Raw genomic sequence first — 14,690 nt, 5'->3', positions numbered from 1 at the left:
GCACCCCGGCGGGAACCGGTCGGGGTGCGGTATCTCAGGCGACCGTGACGTTCGGGTTCGCCTTGTACGCGGCGACGTGCGCCTCGCGCTCGGCGTCCGACATCTTGTTGAGCGCGATGTTGGGGCTGCCGAAGGGAATGCCGCGGACGTCGTCGAGCGTCCAGAGCTTCTTCGCGTCGTCGAGGTTCAGGTGCGGCTGCGGGATCAGGGTCTTCCCGTCGTCGCGGACGTAGCCGAGGTCGGAGATGATGTCGGCGAGGTCCATCCCGTCGTACAGCGTCTCCCACTCGCGCTTGCCCGTGAGCCGGCCCATGTTCGGCGTCTCCCGGCCCTCGTACTCGCCGCGGAACGCGGTCGTGTCGGTCCAGGCGCAGGTCTCCGAGCAGTAGGTGCGCCACTGGCCGTCGACCTTCTCCACCACCATGTCCTCGCGGATCAGCGCGGGGACCATGCAGGTCCAGCAGCGGTGCGGGTACTCGTAGCCGACGTCCTCGAAGGCGATCGGCTTGTTCTTGCCCGGGTAACGGAGCCGGCTGTAGGCCTCCCACCACTTGCCGAACTGGTTGTACCAGCCCGGGTACTTGGCCTCGAACCACTCGAAGTCGGTGTCGGTCATCGGGTCGATGCGCCAGTAGTTGACCGGCCAGCCGGTGGCGAAGAACTGCGCCACGCGGTGCACGTAGAACCCGTTGATGATCCGGTCCCAGGCCTTTTCGACCAGGTCGTGCGGGATCTTCAGGCCGTACTTCTCCAGCGGGATCAGGTAGCTGCGGTAGTAGTCGTCGTAGATCCACCGGCGCCACATCTCGGCGTAGCTGTCGCGGTCCTTGCGGCGGTCCTTCGTGCCGTACTCGATGAAGGTGCCGATCGCGGCGTCCACGACGCAGTGGTTGTTCCACCAGGCGTAGCGCAGGTCCCGCTCCAGCAGCTGCCGGTTGTCCTCGTCGGCCAGCGCCATCAGCAGGATGGAGTAACCGTTGCTGATGTGGCGCGACTCGTCGGACTGCACCGAGTGGAACACCGTCGGCAGCAGGTAGTCGCCGTTGGCCGCCGCCTCCGAGGGCATCGCGACGAACAGCGTGTTGGTGAACGCGGTCTCGGCGACCACGGTCAGGTAGATGTTGGCCGCGGTGATCGCGTCACCGGTGATGAACCCCTCGCCGAACTGCCGCCCGATCGTGCCCGCGTAGTTGTTGGAGAACGCCTTCTCCGTGATGTCGAACCCGGCCGGGTCGATGTAGTGGTTCATGTACAGGCGCTTGAGGTTCATCTGGATCGTCGAGTGCCGGACCTCGTCGATCATCTGCACCGCGAGGCCGTTGTGCACCTCCGGGTTGGGCACCGCGTCGATCGCCATCGGCATCGCGCGGGCCGCGGAGATCTCCGGGAACGGGATGATCGAAAGGAACAGCTTCTGCCATTCCATCCACCGCTCCTGGACCTGGCGGAACATGTTGCCGCGGATAGCACCGTCCATGGCGCCGAAGACGCGGTTGTCCTTTTCCTCCTCCATCGGGAAGTACGAGCGGAGGATCTGCTTCAGCGGGTCCTTCTTGGGTGCCTTGTCGAACTTGTAGTCGGTGCCGAAGCGCTTCGCGGGGGTCGCGAAGGTCGGTTCCCACGACAGTTCCGTGATCTTCTTGTGGGCCTTGCTCAGACTTTGTCGACTCACGCCGTACCTCCGTTGGGATCGGTCGTCGGCAGTTCCTGGCTGGCTCGTTCGCGCCACTCGCGGTCGTGATCCGGTCCCCGTGACAGCGGTGTGCGCCGCCGGGCACCGGATGCGGCTCGCACGTCGCCGTCCGGATGAGAGGACTACATCGCGAGTAGCATGTGATGGCGGTCTCAATTTGAGACAGGCGGCCTTCGGCCCTGCGGTTATGGTGGCCAGAACACGACGTCGTGCGCCGGCCGGGCCGTACGACGCCCAAGCGCCGGGAGGTGAGGCATTGACCGACTCCACCGGCTCCCTCGCGTCGCCGGACAGGCTCGCGACGGCCAGGGAACAGTTCCTGTGCACCGAAGAGGTGGATTCAGGGTCGGTCCGCAAGACGATCCTGGCTTCCTGGTCGCGTTCGCGGACCCACCAGGTGGCCGCGGACCACGTCGTGACGCCCTTCGTCGAGGACCCCGATCTCGAGACGCCGCTGCTGCAGAGCGCGAGCGCGGTGCTCGACGGCCTCCAGGACAAGCTCAGCGATCTCGCGGTCAGCGTCATCCTGACCGACGACCAGGCGCTGGTGCTCGACCGCCGGACGGAGGACCGGCCGCTCGAGCGGTACCTCGACCGGGTGCAGCTGGCCCGTGGTTTCAGTTACGCCGAGGAGTTCGTTGGTACGAACGGGATCGGCACGGCCCTCGAAGGGCGGCAGGCGACCGCGGTGTTCGGCCACGAGCACTACGCGGAGAACCTGGACACGCTCGCCTGCGCCGGCGTCCCGATCCGGCACCCGATCTCCGGGCAGGTGCTCGGGCTGCTCGACCTGACGTGCTGGCGCAAGGACGCCGGGCCGTTGCTGCTGGCATTGGCGAAGGCGACCGCGCACGACATCGAGACGGAGATGACGAACCAGGTCGGCCTTCGCGAGCTGAGCCTGTTTTCGGCGTACCTGCGGGCGTGCCGGCGCGGGCAGGGCATCGTGCTCGCGGTCAACAACGACCTGGTGATGCTCAACGACCACGCGCGGCAGCTGCTCGTGCCCGAGGACCAGGCCGCGCTGCTCGCGCGGGCGGTGGAGGCGCTCAACACGCAGTCCGACCGCTCGCTGTCGATGGACCTGCCGAGCGGCGCCCGCGCGCGGCTTTCGTACACCCCGGTCTCCAGCGACGTCGGCCCGGCCGGCGGCGTGGTGCGGGCCCGGCTGCTGCAGGAGCCGGAGGTCGTCGCCGCGCGCGCCGACTCCCGGCAGCCCGTGCTGCCCGGGATCGTCGGGACCGGCGCGCTGTGGGCGCGCGCGTGTCACTCGATCGGCCGCTTCGCGCGGGACCGGAAGTGGACCGTCGTCGAGGGTGAGGCCGGCAGCGGCAAGCTCGCCCTCTCGCGGGCCGCGCACTCGGCCGCGACGGCCGGCGCGCCGTGCGAGGTCGTCGAGCTGGCCGGTGGCGGCGAGTGGGAGACGCGGGTGCGCGAGGCGCTGCGGAAGGGGCTCGGCTCGATCGTCTTCCGGCACCTGGATGCGTTGCCGGCCAAACAACAGCGGGCGCTGGCCGAGGTGCTCGACGAGGCCCGGCTGGACGCTCGGGTCTGGGGCGTCGCCACGGTTTCGGAGGGCCGCCAGGACGGCCTCGACGCCGACCTGATGCGCCACTTCCCGACGTCGGTTTCGGCGCCGCCGCTGCGTCACCACATCGAGGACGTCCGGGCGCTGGTGCCGTTCCTGCTGGCCCAGCTGGGCAAGGGCCCGCTGCTGCACTGCTCGCCGGGCGCGCTGCAGTTGCTGCTGCGCAACGAATGGCCGGGCAACGTCGCCCAGCTGCGCCGGGTGCTGCGGACCGTGGTGCACACGCGCCGCGCCGGCGTGATCGAGCCGGAGGACCTGCCGCCGGAGTGCCGGACCGTGGTCAAGCGCGTGCTGAACCCGCTGGAGTCACTGGAACGGGACGCGATCGTGCGGGCCCTGCTCGACGCGGACGGCAACAAGTCCCGCGCCGCGCACGCGCTCGGCATGTCCCGGGCCACGATCTACCGCAAGATCCGCGATTACGGCATCGACATCCCGTCGTGAGAATCCGCTGGTGACGGGCGTTCGGAGAGGCGGGGCATGATCGAGCTGGAGCATGCCCACGGGGTGGCCGTGGTGCGGATGCACGAGCACCGGTGCGGGGCGCTCACTCCGTCTACTTTGGACAGAGTGGTCGCCGCGCTGCGCTATGTGGGTGACTCGTACGCGGTGGTGCTGACCGGCTGGGACGACGTGTTCTCGCGGGGCTGGGCCGGCGGGGACCCGGAGCTGCTGGAGCGCGCCGTGCTGGCGGTGGCCCACCATCCGACGCCGGTGGTGGCGGCCATCGGCGGCGATGCGCTGGGGGCGGGGTACGCGCTGGCCGCGGCGGCCGATGCCCGGGTGATGTCGGAGGGACAGCTCGGGCTGGCCGCGGCGGCGGTGCTGACCCCGGAAGTCGAAGCGGTGCTGCGACGGCACGCGGGGCCGGCCTGGCGGGCGGTTTCGGTGGGGGAGAAGACATTCGGAGCGGAGGCGGCCCGCGTCGCCGGGCTGGTGGAGGCGTGCTGCGCACCGGGCGAGGTGGTGCGCGTGGCGGTGGAGCGGGCGGCGCTGCTGGCCGGGCCTACCCGGCAGTTCTGCTGAAAGACTCGTGAGTGTTTATGACGGTTCTAACCGTCATAAACACTCACGAGCCCTTTACGGCAGTGCGGGGAGTTCCTTGCGTACGGCGGGAAGTACCTCGGTGCCCAGCAGTTCGATGGCCTTCATGATCTTGGCGTGCGGCACCCCGGACCAGTCCATCTGCATCGCGTACCGGTCGGCGCCGGTCAGTTTGCCCACAGTGATGAGCCGCTCGGCGATTTCCGCGGGGCTGCCGGTGAACAGCGACTGCGCGTTGTGGGTGTACGAGTCGTACTCGGCCCTCGACGGGATCGACCAGCCGCGGGCCTTGGCGCCGTACTTCATCGTTTCCAGCCAGTACGGGTAGAAGCTTTCCTTGGCGTCCTGGGAGTTTTCGGCGATCAGGCCGATCGCGCTCATGGTCACGCCGAGGTCTTCGGGGGCGTGCTCGCCGGCCTCGCCCGCGCGGCGGTAGAGGTCCACGAGCGGGGCGAAACGCTCCGGCTGGCCGCCGATGACCGCGTACACCACGGGCAGGCCCAGCAGGCCGGCGCGGATCGAGGACTCCGGGTTGCCGCCGGTGCCGACGGAGATGCGCAGCCGGCGGCCGTACGGCCGGGGGTAGACGTGCGCGTTCTCCAGCGGCGGGCGGAACCGGCCCGACCACGTGATCGGGTCCTCGCGGTCGATGCGCAGGAGCAGCGCCAGCTTCTCCTCGTACAGCGCGTCGTAGTCGCCGAGGTCGGCGCCGAACAGGGGGAACGACTCGGTGAACGAGCCGCGGCCGGCCAGCAGTTCGGCGCGGCCCTTGCTCAGCTGGTCGAGCGTGGTGAACTGCTGGTAGACGCGCACCGGGTCCTCGGTCGAGAGCACGGTGACGGCGCTCGACAGCGTGATGTGCTCGGTGACGCTCGCCGCCGCGGCCAGCACCGTGGCCGGGTTGGAGATGGCGTAGTTCTCCAGGTGGTGCTCGCCCAGGCCGTAGAAGCCGAGGCCGAGTTCGTCAGCGAGCTTGATCCGCTCGACGGTCTCCGCGAGCCGCTGCGCGACCGGCACCTGCTCGCCGGTCAGCGGGTCCGGGGGCCGGTCGCCGAAACTGTAGATACCGAGTTCCATGTCCACTTCCTCGTTGGTCCTGCCCTCGAAAATAGCACGGTTGCTGATGCGTCAACATCTTCCGCGGGCAGTGTTCGTGGTCACGGACTCAACCTTCCGGAACCCCGGCCCGTCGATCACCATGGACAAAGACGAGGAGGCGGGTTTCGATGCGGGCGAAGAGCTACGCGGCCGGGCTGCTGGTGGCCGTGGCCGCCGCCGTGACGGGGTGCTCGGCGCAAGCGGCGACCGAGCCGTCGCCCCCGGCGTCGAGCCTGCCCGCGCCGCCGAGCGCCGCGCCGCCGAACACTTTCCCGGCGACACCCAGCTCGACCACCCCGGCGCCGCCACCGCCGCCGTGCGCGGTGAAGACGGGGGCGTGCGCGAGCCTTTCGCTGCGGCTGGCCTGGCTGCTGAAGGACGGCGCGATCGTGCACGGCCCGGTGCCGATGGAGCCGGGCGACGCCACCCAGCCGACGCCGGTCGGCACCTTCCGCGTCGCGTGGAAGGACAAGGTCCACACCAGCAGCGAGTACGGCGACCCCATGCCCAACTCGGTGTTCTTCGCGGCCGGCGGCATCGCCTTCCACGCCGGCGCACTGGACCAGCCCTCCCACGGCTGCATCCACCTGACCGACGCCGACTCGGCGGTGTTCTTCGACAGCCTGCCGGTCGGTGCTGTGGTCGAAGTGACGGCCTGAGCCGTCAGGAATGGCGCAGCAGTGCGCCGAACCCGTCGGCCAGGCGCAGCCGCTCGTCCATCACCACCAGCTCGGCGCCGGTGGCGAAGGCGGCGTAGGGCACGGCCTCGTCGGCGCGGTGCCGGCTCGGGTCGGGCACGCCGAGGGCGTCCAGCCGGGGCTTGGCGGTGCCGACCTGCACGGGCTCCGGGCCGGTGTACACGACCGCGTTGCCGGGCTCGCCCACCAGCAGCGTCTCGACGTTCGCCTCGGCCAGCGCGGCCGTCACGCCCGCCAGCCCGCTCACCGCGAGGCCCGAGCCGCGGCCCGTCTCCGCGCGGAAGCGCTCGGCGACGTCGTCCAGTGCCGAGAGCCGCCGGCTCATCAGCAGTTCCGCCACCCGGCGGTCGAGTTCGTCTCGTGACGAGCCCGGGGCCCGGCTGCCGCCTTCGACGGCGGTGCTGACCCGCCGGACGCGTTCGGGCAGCAGGTCGTGCAGCGCGGTCCGGGCCTGCACCTCGCCGGCCAGCACGACCAGCTCGGCGCCGGCGCGCTCGGCCGTCTTCGCGACGCGCCGGGCGACCTCTTCGAGGTTCTGCTTCGCCGTCTCCTCGGCGCGGCTCTGCAGATCCTTGTGCGCGGTGTCACCGGCGCTCAGCGGGTGCCCGTTCACGCTCTCGGCGCGCGGCGCCCCCTCGCCGTAGGTGGTGATCTCGGCGCCGACCCGGTCGGCCACCACCACGAGGTACGGCGGGCGCCCGGCCGCGTGGCTCGCCAGCGGCACGAGGTACGGCAGGTCGGAGTAGCGCACCACCTGCGTGGCCGGCGGCCCGGCCAGATGCTCGTCGAGCAGCACCGCGCCGTGCGCGGCGATCAGGCTGCGGCCGCTTTCGCCGACGGGCGGCGGGGCGTCCTCGATCGCGCGGACGAGCGCCTCGACGGTCGGCTCGTCCGCGCCCTGGTCGGCGAGCGCGACGGTGATCTCCTTGACCCGGAGCCGCAGCCGCTTGGCCGCGTCCTCCGTGTGGTGCGAATCGTCGAAGTGGACCGACGCGAACGGCCCGCGGGCCGCGGTGAGGTCGCCGATCGCCTGGGTGTCCATAATGGAGCAGTCCTTTCGGTGGCCTCCGTCACCGAGGCGGGTCTTCCTTGCCCGGCAACGGTTTCTTCTCTTGGCCACGGGTACCGCCGCCGCGGTGGTGCTAAACGTCCGGCGGTCAATGACTCGGCGGTAAATGACTCCGCTGTCAATGATTCAGCGGCGCAGGCTCGGCAGCTCGGGCGAGTCCGTGTCCAGCGGCACGGCGGCCCCGCGCACCAGTCCCCATTGGACGGTCGGGCGCCGGCTCACCGCCGCCAGCGCCCAGCCGGTGGCCGTGCGCAGCCGGTTGCCCGGCATGGCGAACAGGTGATAGGCGCGGGTGACGAGCTTCGCGGGCCAGCCGGACAACGGGACGTGCAGCGGGTTCGCCGCGGCGCGGCCGGCGCCGAGGTCGACGACGAACCCGAGGTCGTGGTGGCGGTACGTGCCCGCGCGCCCGTGCCCGAGCGACGCGGCGACGTTGCGGCCGGCGAGCCTGCCCTGCCGTTCGGCGTGCTGCGCGGTCATCGCGGTGTACGCGCCGGGCTGCGTCAGGTCGGGCACCGCGGCGGCGTCGCCGCAGGCGAACACCTCCTTGCGCCCGGGCACGTTCAGCTGCGCCGTGACGACGATCCGGCCCTTCGCCGTGGTCAGGCCCAGGTCGGAGACGAACGGATCCGGTCGCACGCCGACGCACCACACGAGCGTCCGGGTCGGCACGGTGTCGCCGTTCGTGAGCTTGACGCCGTCCGGTCCGGCGTGGTCGACGGACGTGCCCATGAGGACTTCGACGCCGCGTGCGCGCAGCACCTGGTCGGCGGTCCGGCCGAGCCGCGGGTTCAGCTCGGGCAGCACCTTGTCCGCGACGTCCAGCAGCAGCCAGCGGACCCGCTGGCCCTTCAGCTCGGGGTGCCGGGCGGCGAGCGCCGTCGTGAAGTCCGGGCCCTGCGCGGCGACCTCCGTGCCGGTGTAGCCCGCGCCGACGACCACGAACGTGCAGCGGGCGTCGCGCTCCGCCTGGTCCTCGGCAGCCGCGGCCAGCTCGATCTGGCGTGTGACGTGGTCGCGCAGGTACAGCGCCTCCGGCACCCCGCGGAACCCGTGCGCGTACTCGGCGACGCCGGGGATCGGCAGCAGCTTGTTCACACTGCCGGCGGCGAGGATCAGCCGGTCGTAGGACAGCCGGTGCTCGTGGTCCTCGGGATCGGTGTAGGTGACGGCGTGCCCGTCGAGGTCGACGGCCGTCGCCTTGCCGAGCGCGAGCCGCACCCCCGGCAGCGTGTCCGGGATCGACACGGTGATGGCCCGCGGGTCCAGGATCCCGGCCGAGACCTCCGGCAGCAGGGGCAGGTAGAGGAAGTAGTCGGTGGGGTTCAGGACGACGACCTCGGTGCCGTCGCCGGCGGTCTTCAGCAGCGTCTTCGCCGCGTGGTAACCGGCGAACCCGCCGCCGACGATCACGACCCGCATCGCGTCTCCTCCGGTTGGGACAGGGCTCGACCCCACGGGTACCCGGGGGCGGCGGCCGGGAACCGTCCCCGGCTCAGGCCTGCGGCTGCCCGATGTTGACCATCCAGGAGATGCCGAACCGGTCGACGCACATGCCGAACTCGTCGCCCCACATCTGCTTCTCCAGCGGCACGGACACGGTGCCGCCGTCGGAGAGCTTGGCCCAGTAGCCGCGCAGTTCGTCGCCGCTGTCGCCGCTGAGGCTGACCGAGATGTTCGTGCCCGGGCTGTACTCCATGCCCGACGGCGTGTCGGCCACCATCAGCGTGAAGCCGGAATCGGTCTCGAGCTGGCCGTGCATGATCAAGCCGGCCTCGGGGGAGTCCGGCATCCCGGACTCACCGAACGTGCTCACGGTGAACTCGCCGCCGAGCGCGTCGCGGTAGAACTCGAGGGCCTGCCGGGCGTTGTCGCGGAAGGAGATGTACGGGTTCAGTCGAGTGGCCACCGGGTGCTCCTAGAGTCTGGGACGGAACCGCATCCTCGCAGATCAGCGGTAGGGCGACAACGATCCCGCCCCCACCGGGGGAACGGGCTTTTTACCGTCGGGCACGGTGGCCGCGCGAGCGCCGCCGCACCACGAGGCGGACGGCGACCAGCAGCCCGAGCAGCGCGGCGAAGACCGGGACCGGGGTGCCGCGCACTGCGTCCCCGTGACTGCGAGCGTCCCCGTGACTGCGTGCGCGGCGGCTCACGGCTCGCCGGTCAGCTTGCCGCGCAGCTGTTCGAGGGTCTGGGCGAGCAGGCGGGACACGTGCATCTGCGAGATGCCGACGCGGTCGGCGATCTGCGTCTGGGTCAGCCCGCCGAAGAAGCGCATCACGAGGATGGTGCGCTCGCGCTTCGGCAGCTCCCGCAGAAGTGGTTGCAGCGCCTCGTGGTTCTCGATCTGCTCCAGCTCCGAGTCCTCCTCGCCGAGGGTGTCGGCCAGCGACAGGGGCTCGGCGTCGTCGTGGACCGGCTTGTCGACCGAGAGGGTCTGGTACGCGTTGCCCGCGATCAGTCCTTCGTGGACTTCCGCGATGTCGAGGTCCAGGTGCTGGGCCAGCTCGGTCGGCGTCGGCGCGCGGCCGAGCGTCTGCGAAAGCGTGCTGGAGCCGCGGCTGAGCGCCAGGTGCAGCTCCTTGAGCCGGCGCGGCACGCGCACCGACCAGCCGGTGTCCCGGAAGTGCCTGCGGATCTCGCCCATGATCGTCGGCACGGCGAAGGACAGGAAGTCCGGGCCGCGGTCGGGGGTGAACCGGTCGATCGCGTTGATCAGCCCGATCCGGCCGACCTGCACGAGGTCCTCCCGCGGCTCGCCGCGGCCGGTGAACCGGGTGGCGATGTGCTCGGCCACGGGCAGGAACTCGGTCACGAGCCGATCCCGCAGCCCGGGCCGGCGCGGGTCGTCCGCGTCGAGCCCCGCCAGCTCTTCGAACAGCGGCGCGGTGTGGGCGTATTCGTCCCGGCGGCGGGTGGCCGGCTGGTTCCCGGTCACCCCGTCGCCGTCCCGGCGCCCAGGTCGAGGTCGATGGAGAGGGTGTTGAGGGTGTCGCCGGGCACCGGGACGCACCGCGCCCGCACCGAGTGCGCCAGGGTGGTGAGCACGTGCCAGCCGAAGGACCGGTCACTCGGCGGCTGGGTGTGCCGCGACTGCGTCTCCACGGTGAGGTGGACGCCCTCGGGCGCCACCAGGAACCGGCAGGTCATCGTCGCGCCGAGGTCCGCCAGTTCCACCAGTTGCGCGCAGGCCTCGTCGACCGCCATCTTCGCGTCGGCGATGGCGTCCAGGCCGTAGTCCGCGCGCACCACCACGGCCTGCGCGAGCATCCGCACCAGGGGTATCTGGCTCGTGTCCGCGGGCACTCGCAGCTCGATCAGTTCGTCGAGCAGCCGGTCCACCGCGGGCAGCCCGCCGCGGGGCGCGCTGCCGGGTCCCTCGTTGTCCATGCGACCCGTTTACCCACTCGGCCGGTGCCTGACACCTCGGCCCGCGCTTTCACCGGTCTTCAGCCGGAAAGAGCCGTTGCCGGGCGGGTCAGGCCGGGTGGGCCGAGCTGACCGCGCCCCACACCGCGTCCAAGCCGGCGTAGTCGACGCCGGGCGGCAGGGCGCCGAGCGGGCCGAGCAGGGCGTCGCCGCCACCGGCGGCCGCGGCCCGGCGCAGGAGCTCTTCGCGGCCGCAGGGGTATTCGACCTCGGCCAGGTGGTGGGCGAGGGTGTCCCGGTCAGGCTGGCTCATCGTGTCTCCTTCGCGGGCATCGGCGTTCGGGGCGGACCTACCCGGCTACCCGGGCGGACGGGCGGGGAAACGGCGTCCGGAGCGCGGGACCACCGCCCGGCGGCCGGGACACCGGGATGCAGTAATGTCCTCGCGGACCCGTTAAAGCGCTAGCGGCCAGTACTGGCGCGCGCCCGGGTCTTGCCTGGTCTGCAGCGCCCTTCAGCTACCAAACGAAGGGGCGGCGAATCCATGACCGGCGGCCGGGAACGGCTATCCGCGCGGCTCGACGAGGTCACCGTGGCGATGGAGTCACTGACCGCGATGCTGGACCAGCGGGAACTCGACCTCGGACAGATGCTGCAGGCGGTCTGCGAGCACGTCGTCCAGGTGGTCGTGGGGGCCGACATGGCCAGCATCACCCTGGTGCGTGACGGCGTCGCCGAGACCGTCGCGAGCACCGACCAGCGCGCGGTGAACTTCGACCGCGAGCAGTACCGCATCGGCGACGGGCCCTGCCTCCGCGCGGCCGAGACGGGCGCGCCGGTGCGCGTCGGGGTCGGCGCGGTGGCGGACCAGTGGCCGCGGTTCGCGTCCTCGGCGGGGGACCTCGGCGTCGCGAGTTTCCTGGCCGCGCCGCTCACCGTGGACGAGGACATGAGCGGCGCGATGAACCTGTTCGGCTTCGGCGAGCACGGGTTCAGCGAGCTGGAGGTGAAAATCCTGGAGCTGTACACGGCGACAGTCGTGTTCGGGCTTCGCAGCGCGCGCCGTTACTTCGACGCGAAGGAGCTTGTCGCGCAGCTCAACCGCGCGCTGGAGACCCGGGCGGTGATCGACCAGGCGAAGGGCATCCTGATGGCCGCGCACCGGATCGACGCCGAGGAAGCCTTCCGGCGCTTGGTGAAACGCTCCCAGGACGGCAACAAGAAGCTCTACGACGTGGCGGCCGAGTTCGTCGCGGCGGTCTCGCAGTTCACCTGAACGGTGGTCGGTGAAAATGCGGCGTGACGGCTTTCGCGCGTCCTGGTTTCCCGCGGCCCCGGCCCGGGGTAAGACAGGGGCATGCCGGACATCACGAGCCTGATCCTCGACGACCACGACTGGTTCCGGCGGCAGTTCGCCGCGCTCGACGACCTCGACGACCCCGCGCGGCTCGCCGAGGTGTGGCAGCCGCTGGCGGACCTGCTCGACGTGCACGCCGCCGCCGAGGAGGAGATCTTCTACCCCGAGCTGATCCCGCGCGGGGACAACGCGGAGGACGAGACCCTCGACGCCGTCGGCGACCACAACGACATCCGGGACGGCGTCCGCGACGCCGGGCTGCACCCGGTCGGCAGCGCCCCGTGGCTGGCCGCCGTCCGGCGGGCCCGCGAGGCCAACAGCGAGCACATGGCCGAGGAGGAGGACGACGCGCTCGCCGACTTCCGCCGCAACGCCGGCCCCGCCCTGCGGGACGAGCTGGGCCGGCGGTTCCTGGAGTTCAAGAAGAACCATGAGGGCGCCCGCGACCTCGACACCAGCGACGTCGACCCGGAGAGTTACGTCGCCGAGATCGAGGACCGGACGAAGCCGGACACGTCGCTCGGCATCGGCAGTTTGAAGGACAAGCGCTGAGCCGGCGGCCCGTCGGGATCAGGCCTGTCGGCGCAGTCGGAGCTGCCGAGTGGCCGAGCCCGGCGCGGCAGTCCCACTGAGCGAATAAGCTGGGGGATACGAGCAGGGGCCGCTGGGTAGTCCAACCCCGGGGAGACCTCATTCGGAAGCGGGTGAACCACATGGTGCAGGTGCGGGTCCAGGGCTTGGCCGTCGTCGCGCAGGAAGTGGCGCCGGTTGTACTGCTGCGGGAGGAGGCCGGTCTGCGCCGCTGGCTGGCCATCACGATCGGCGCGCCCGAGGCGCAGGAGCTGGCCGCGGCGCAGGAACGGACCGCGTCGCCCCGGCCGGGCACGGTGGAGCTGATCCTCGACGTGGTCTCGGCGCTGGGGCAGCGGGTCGTGCAGATCGAGGTGACCGAGCTGCGCGACAGCATCTTCCACGCCGACCTGGTGCTGGACGACGGCGTGCGCGTCTCGGCCCGCCCGAGCGACGCGATCGCCGTCGGGCTGCGCGCGAACGCGCCCATCGAGGTGGCCGAGGCGGTGCTGGAGGAGGCCGCCGTCGACGTCACGGTGGCCAACGCCGACGAGGCGGCGGACGTCCTCGGCGCCGGCCTGGCGGCCGACCCGCTCGACGGCCCCCCGGAAACCAGCGAGGACCAGATCCGCCAGTTCCGGGACCTGCTCGACGAGGTCAGCCCCGACGACTTCCGCGACCCCGGGCCCAGCTGAGCGTCCGGAGCTTTCCGGGGTAGAACTGGGCGGCGCCGGGCACGGTCTTCGGCGTCCACCTGCCTTGGCCTCGGCGCCGGGTGAGCGGGAATACCGATCACCACCGGCCGTGTTGACATGGGTGGTCGTGGCTACGGAAAAGCCCGGTTCTCCGCGTGGCGAACCGCGAGCCTTCCACACCGACCCCGCGACGATGGCCCCCGACCTGGCTCCGGCCGGGGGCCATCCTCATGTCCGGGCCCGGCGGTCCAGCGGGATGCGCCCCTTCACCGCTGCACGACACCGCCGTCTATCCGAAGTGGACAGACGGCGGCGAGCGGGTCAGGTAGTGATACCGCGCGGCGAAGGCAGGCGGCTCGTCCGGCCGAGGCTCGCGGCGATGCCCGGGCGTTCGCAGCCCAGGGGCAGCCGTTCCAGGAGCCGTCGCACGGGGTGCGAGTCGCCGGGGTCGACGTAGAAGTCGACGTCGCGGTCGTGGGCCAGCGTTTGCAGGTGGTGCAGCGTCCGCAGGCCGCTGACGGCCAGGAACGTGGTCTTTCCCAGGTCGACGATCACGATGCCGACCGTGCTGCGGATCCGTGACTCCACGACTTCGGCGAGCCGTGGGGCCGTGCACAGGTCCACCTCGCCGATCACCTCGATCACGGCGGCGCCCGGCATCGGGCGGTGGACGTGCAGCTCGAGCCCGCCGACCGCGTCGGCGGGCAGCGGTCTGGCCTTGCTGGCAGTTCGGCGTAGGGCGCTCATCGCGGCCTGCCTCTCGTCGGCCACACACCGGGCGGTGGCCGGCCGGAACCCGGGGCTCCGGCCGAGCGGCACCGGCCCTCCCGGCACGCGGGAAGAAACTCGGCGGCTGGTGGCTTAACCACGATTCAGCCTAGTGCATCTGCACTAGGGTCGCCAGCCGCCGTCCCGGGTGGGTTACCGCCGGACCGTCCTCGCCGCGGTGATGTAGGCGCTCGATTCGGGCAGGAACGACAGCACCACACCGATCACCGCGGCGAGGCAGCTGAGATACCCGATCCAGCTGCCGCCGCTGCCGGCCAGCAGGGAGAGCACCTGGAGCGCGGTGAGCACGGTGAGCACGATCCGCGCCCAGTTGCGGCCGGCTCGCAGCTTGACCGCGAACAGCAGGTACAGCAACGCGATGATCACCGCGATCACGACCGCCGCCACCAGCGCGACGGTCGTGGCCTGGTCGACCTGCTGGGCGGTCAGCCCCGTGTCGGACTTGCGCAAGGCGTCGGCCAGCGTGTCGCGCTGGGTGAGCACCAGCAGGCCGCTGACGATGCTGATCACCGTCGCGGCCAGGAACGCCCAGAAGGCGCCGTTGATGGTGCCGGGCCGCGGCGTCGCGGCGCCGGCGGGCCCGGGGGAGACGTCCTGGGGGAACCTGGGCAGATCCGTCGAATCACTCATAGAAGGACACTAGGCCCGTCGGGGCACCAGTGCACTGAAAGCGCGCAGGTGAACTCGGCGGGCCGACCGGGGCCGGGTGTGGTGGCG

The 14,690-nt window shown here is 71.3% G+C and carries 16 protein-coding genes; 6 read left to right on the top strand and 10 right to left on the bottom strand.

The features are described 5' to 3' along the window. Positions 1-34: 34 nt before the first annotated feature. The gene (locus OG943_RS15335) at positions 35-1,672 is read right to left on the bottom strand and encodes a methane monooxygenase (RefSeq protein ID WP_328610442.1); all 1,638 of its coding nucleotides are present in this window, start codon (positions 1,670-1,672) and stop codon (positions 35-37) included. Between the two features lie 277 nt (positions 1,673-1,949). On the opposite strand from OG943_RS15335, the gene OG943_RS15330 reads away from it, so the two are divergent. Next, positions 1,950-3,725, top strand: a complete 1,776-nt coding sequence (locus OG943_RS15330; RefSeq protein WP_328610441.1) for a sigma-54-dependent Fis family transcriptional regulator — start codon at positions 1,950-1,952, stop codon at positions 3,723-3,725. 36 nt (positions 3,726-3,761) lie between these two features. Then, the gene (locus OG943_RS15325; RefSeq protein ID WP_328610440.1) at positions 3,762-4,307 is read left to right on the top strand and encodes an enoyl-CoA hydratase-related protein; all 546 of its coding nucleotides are present in this window, start codon (positions 3,762-3,764) and stop codon (positions 4,305-4,307) included. Between the two features lie 54 nt (positions 4,308-4,361). On the opposite strand, the gene OG943_RS15320 is transcribed toward OG943_RS15325, so the two are convergent. Next, the gene (locus OG943_RS15320; protein WP_328610439.1) at positions 4,362-5,402 is read right to left on the bottom strand and encodes an LLM class flavin-dependent oxidoreductase; all 1,041 of its coding nucleotides are present in this window, start codon (positions 5,400-5,402) and stop codon (positions 4,362-4,364) included. Positions 5,403-5,551: 149 nt separating this feature from the next. On the opposite strand from OG943_RS15320, the gene OG943_RS15315 reads away from it, so the two are divergent. Further along, positions 5,552-6,082: a L,D-transpeptidase gene (locus OG943_RS15315; protein WP_328610438.1), complete on the top strand. Its 531-nt coding sequence runs from the start codon at positions 5,552-5,554 to the stop codon at positions 6,080-6,082. 4 nt (positions 6,083-6,086) lie between these two features. Here the strand turns inward: OG943_RS15315 and OG943_RS15310 are convergent, their stop codons facing one another. The 6 genes from OG943_RS15310 to OG943_RS15285 all read right to left on the bottom strand — a co-directional run bounded on the left by OG943_RS15310 (position 6,087) and on the right by OG943_RS15285 (position 10,875). Continuing rightward, a complete protein-coding gene (locus tag OG943_RS15310) occupies positions 6,087-7,163 on the bottom strand; it encodes an Rv2629 family ribosome hibernation factor (RefSeq protein WP_328610437.1) in 1,077 nt (358 codons plus the stop codon). A 153-nt stretch (positions 7,164-7,316) separates the two neighbouring features. Further along, positions 7,317-8,612, bottom strand: a complete 1,296-nt coding sequence (locus OG943_RS15305) for an NAD(P)/FAD-dependent oxidoreductase (RefSeq protein ID WP_328610436.1) — start codon at positions 8,610-8,612, stop codon at positions 7,317-7,319. A gap of 73 nt (positions 8,613-8,685) precedes the next feature. Beyond that, on the bottom strand, positions 8,686-9,099 hold the full coding sequence (locus OG943_RS15300; protein ID WP_328610435.1) for a VOC family protein: 414 nt from the start codon (positions 9,097-9,099) through the stop codon (positions 8,686-8,688). Positions 9,100-9,342: 243 nt separating this feature from the next. Further along, positions 9,343-10,131, bottom strand: a complete 789-nt coding sequence (locus tag OG943_RS15295) for a SigB/SigF/SigG family RNA polymerase sigma factor (RefSeq protein WP_328610434.1) — start codon at positions 10,129-10,131, stop codon at positions 9,343-9,345. Further along, a complete protein-coding gene (locus tag OG943_RS15290) occupies positions 10,128-10,583 on the bottom strand; it encodes an ATP-binding protein (RefSeq protein WP_328610433.1) in 456 nt (151 codons plus the stop codon). Before OG943_RS15290 ends, OG943_RS15295 begins: the two co-directional genes overlap by 4 nt. 88 nt (positions 10,584-10,671) lie before the next feature. Next, a complete protein-coding gene (locus tag OG943_RS15285; RefSeq protein ID WP_328610432.1) occupies positions 10,672-10,875 on the bottom strand; it encodes a DUF2795 domain-containing protein in 204 nt (67 codons plus the stop codon). A gap of 231 nt (positions 10,876-11,106) precedes the next feature. Here OG943_RS15285 and OG943_RS15280 point away from each other — a divergent pair, with 231 nt between their 5' ends. The 3 genes from OG943_RS15280 to OG943_RS15270 all read left to right on the top strand — a co-directional run bounded on the left by OG943_RS15280 (position 11,107) and on the right by OG943_RS15270 (position 13,184). Next, the gene (locus OG943_RS15280) at positions 11,107-11,838 is read left to right on the top strand and encodes an ANTAR domain-containing response regulator (protein ID WP_328610431.1); all 732 of its coding nucleotides are present in this window, start codon (positions 11,107-11,109) and stop codon (positions 11,836-11,838) included. A gap of 81 nt (positions 11,839-11,919) precedes the next feature. Then, the gene (locus OG943_RS15275; protein WP_328610430.1) at positions 11,920-12,471 is read left to right on the top strand and encodes a hemerythrin domain-containing protein; all 552 of its coding nucleotides are present in this window, start codon (positions 11,920-11,922) and stop codon (positions 12,469-12,471) included. Positions 12,472-12,632: 161 nt separating this feature from the next. Continuing rightward, positions 12,633-13,184 (top strand): bifunctional nuclease family protein, encoded by a 552-nt coding sequence (locus OG943_RS15270; RefSeq protein ID WP_328610429.1) that lies wholly within the window; start codon positions 12,633-12,635, stop codon positions 13,182-13,184. 321 nt (positions 13,185-13,505) lie between these two features. Here the strand turns inward: OG943_RS15270 and OG943_RS15265 are convergent, their stop codons facing one another. Together OG943_RS15265 and OG943_RS15260 are read right to left on the bottom strand one after the other, a co-directional pair. Beyond that, the gene (locus OG943_RS15265) at positions 13,506-13,931 is read right to left on the bottom strand and encodes an STAS domain-containing protein (RefSeq protein ID WP_328610428.1); all 426 of its coding nucleotides are present in this window, start codon (positions 13,929-13,931) and stop codon (positions 13,506-13,508) included. Positions 13,932-14,105: 174 nt separating this feature from the next. Beyond that, positions 14,106-14,603, bottom strand: coding sequence for a hypothetical protein (locus OG943_RS15260; RefSeq protein WP_328610427.1), 498 nt, complete (start codon positions 14,601-14,603; stop codon positions 14,106-14,108). Between the last annotated feature and the right edge of the window lie 87 nt (positions 14,604-14,690).

It is taken from the genome of Amycolatopsis sp. NBC_00345, assembly GCF_036116635.1.
In the GTDB taxonomy this organism is placed as follows: Bacteria; Actinomycetota; Actinomycetes; order Mycobacteriales; family Pseudonocardiaceae; genus Amycolatopsis.
Note: the sequence above shows the minus strand (reverse complement) of the source record. Positions and strands in the feature narration are given on the sequence as shown.

Coding starts and splice junctions, on each gene's coding strand:
- OG943_RS15325 (WP_328610440.1), top strand. CDS start 3,762: ATGATCGAGCTGGAGCATGCCCACGGGGTGGCCGTGGTGCGGATGCAC.
- OG943_RS15320 (WP_328610439.1), bottom strand. CDS start 5,402: ATGGAACTCGGTATCTACAGTTTCGGCGACCGGCCCCCGGACCCGCTG.
- OG943_RS15315 (WP_328610438.1), top strand. CDS start 5,552: ATGCGGGCGAAGAGCTACGCGGCCGGGCTGCTGGTGGCCGTGGCCGCC.
- OG943_RS15310 (WP_328610437.1), bottom strand. CDS start 7,163: ATGGACACCCAGGCGATCGGCGACCTCACCGCGGCCCGCGGGCCGTTC.
- OG943_RS15305 (WP_328610436.1), bottom strand. CDS start 8,612: ATGCGGGTCGTGATCGTCGGCGGCGGGTTCGCCGGTTACCACGCGGCG.
- OG943_RS15290 (WP_328610433.1), bottom strand. CDS start 10,583: ATGGACAACGAGGGACCCGGCAGCGCGCCCCGCGGCGGGCTGCCCGCG.
- OG943_RS15285 (WP_328610432.1), bottom strand. CDS start 10,875: ATGAGCCAGCCTGACCGGGACACCCTCGCCCACCACCTGGCCGAGGTC.
- OG943_RS15280 (WP_328610431.1), top strand. CDS start 11,107: ATGACCGGCGGCCGGGAACGGCTATCCGCGCGGCTCGACGAGGTCACC.
- OG943_RS15275 (WP_328610430.1), top strand. CDS start 11,920: ATGCCGGACATCACGAGCCTGATCCTCGACGACCACGACTGGTTCCGG.
- OG943_RS15270 (WP_328610429.1), top strand. CDS start 12,633: ATGGTGCAGGTGCGGGTCCAGGGCTTGGCCGTCGTCGCGCAGGAAGTG.
- OG943_RS15265 (WP_328610428.1), bottom strand. CDS start 13,931: ATGAGCGCCCTACGCCGAACTGCCAGCAAGGCCAGACCGCTGCCCGCC.
- OG943_RS15260 (WP_328610427.1), bottom strand. CDS start 14,603: ATGAGTGATTCGACGGATCTGCCCAGGTTCCCCCAGGACGTCTCCCCC.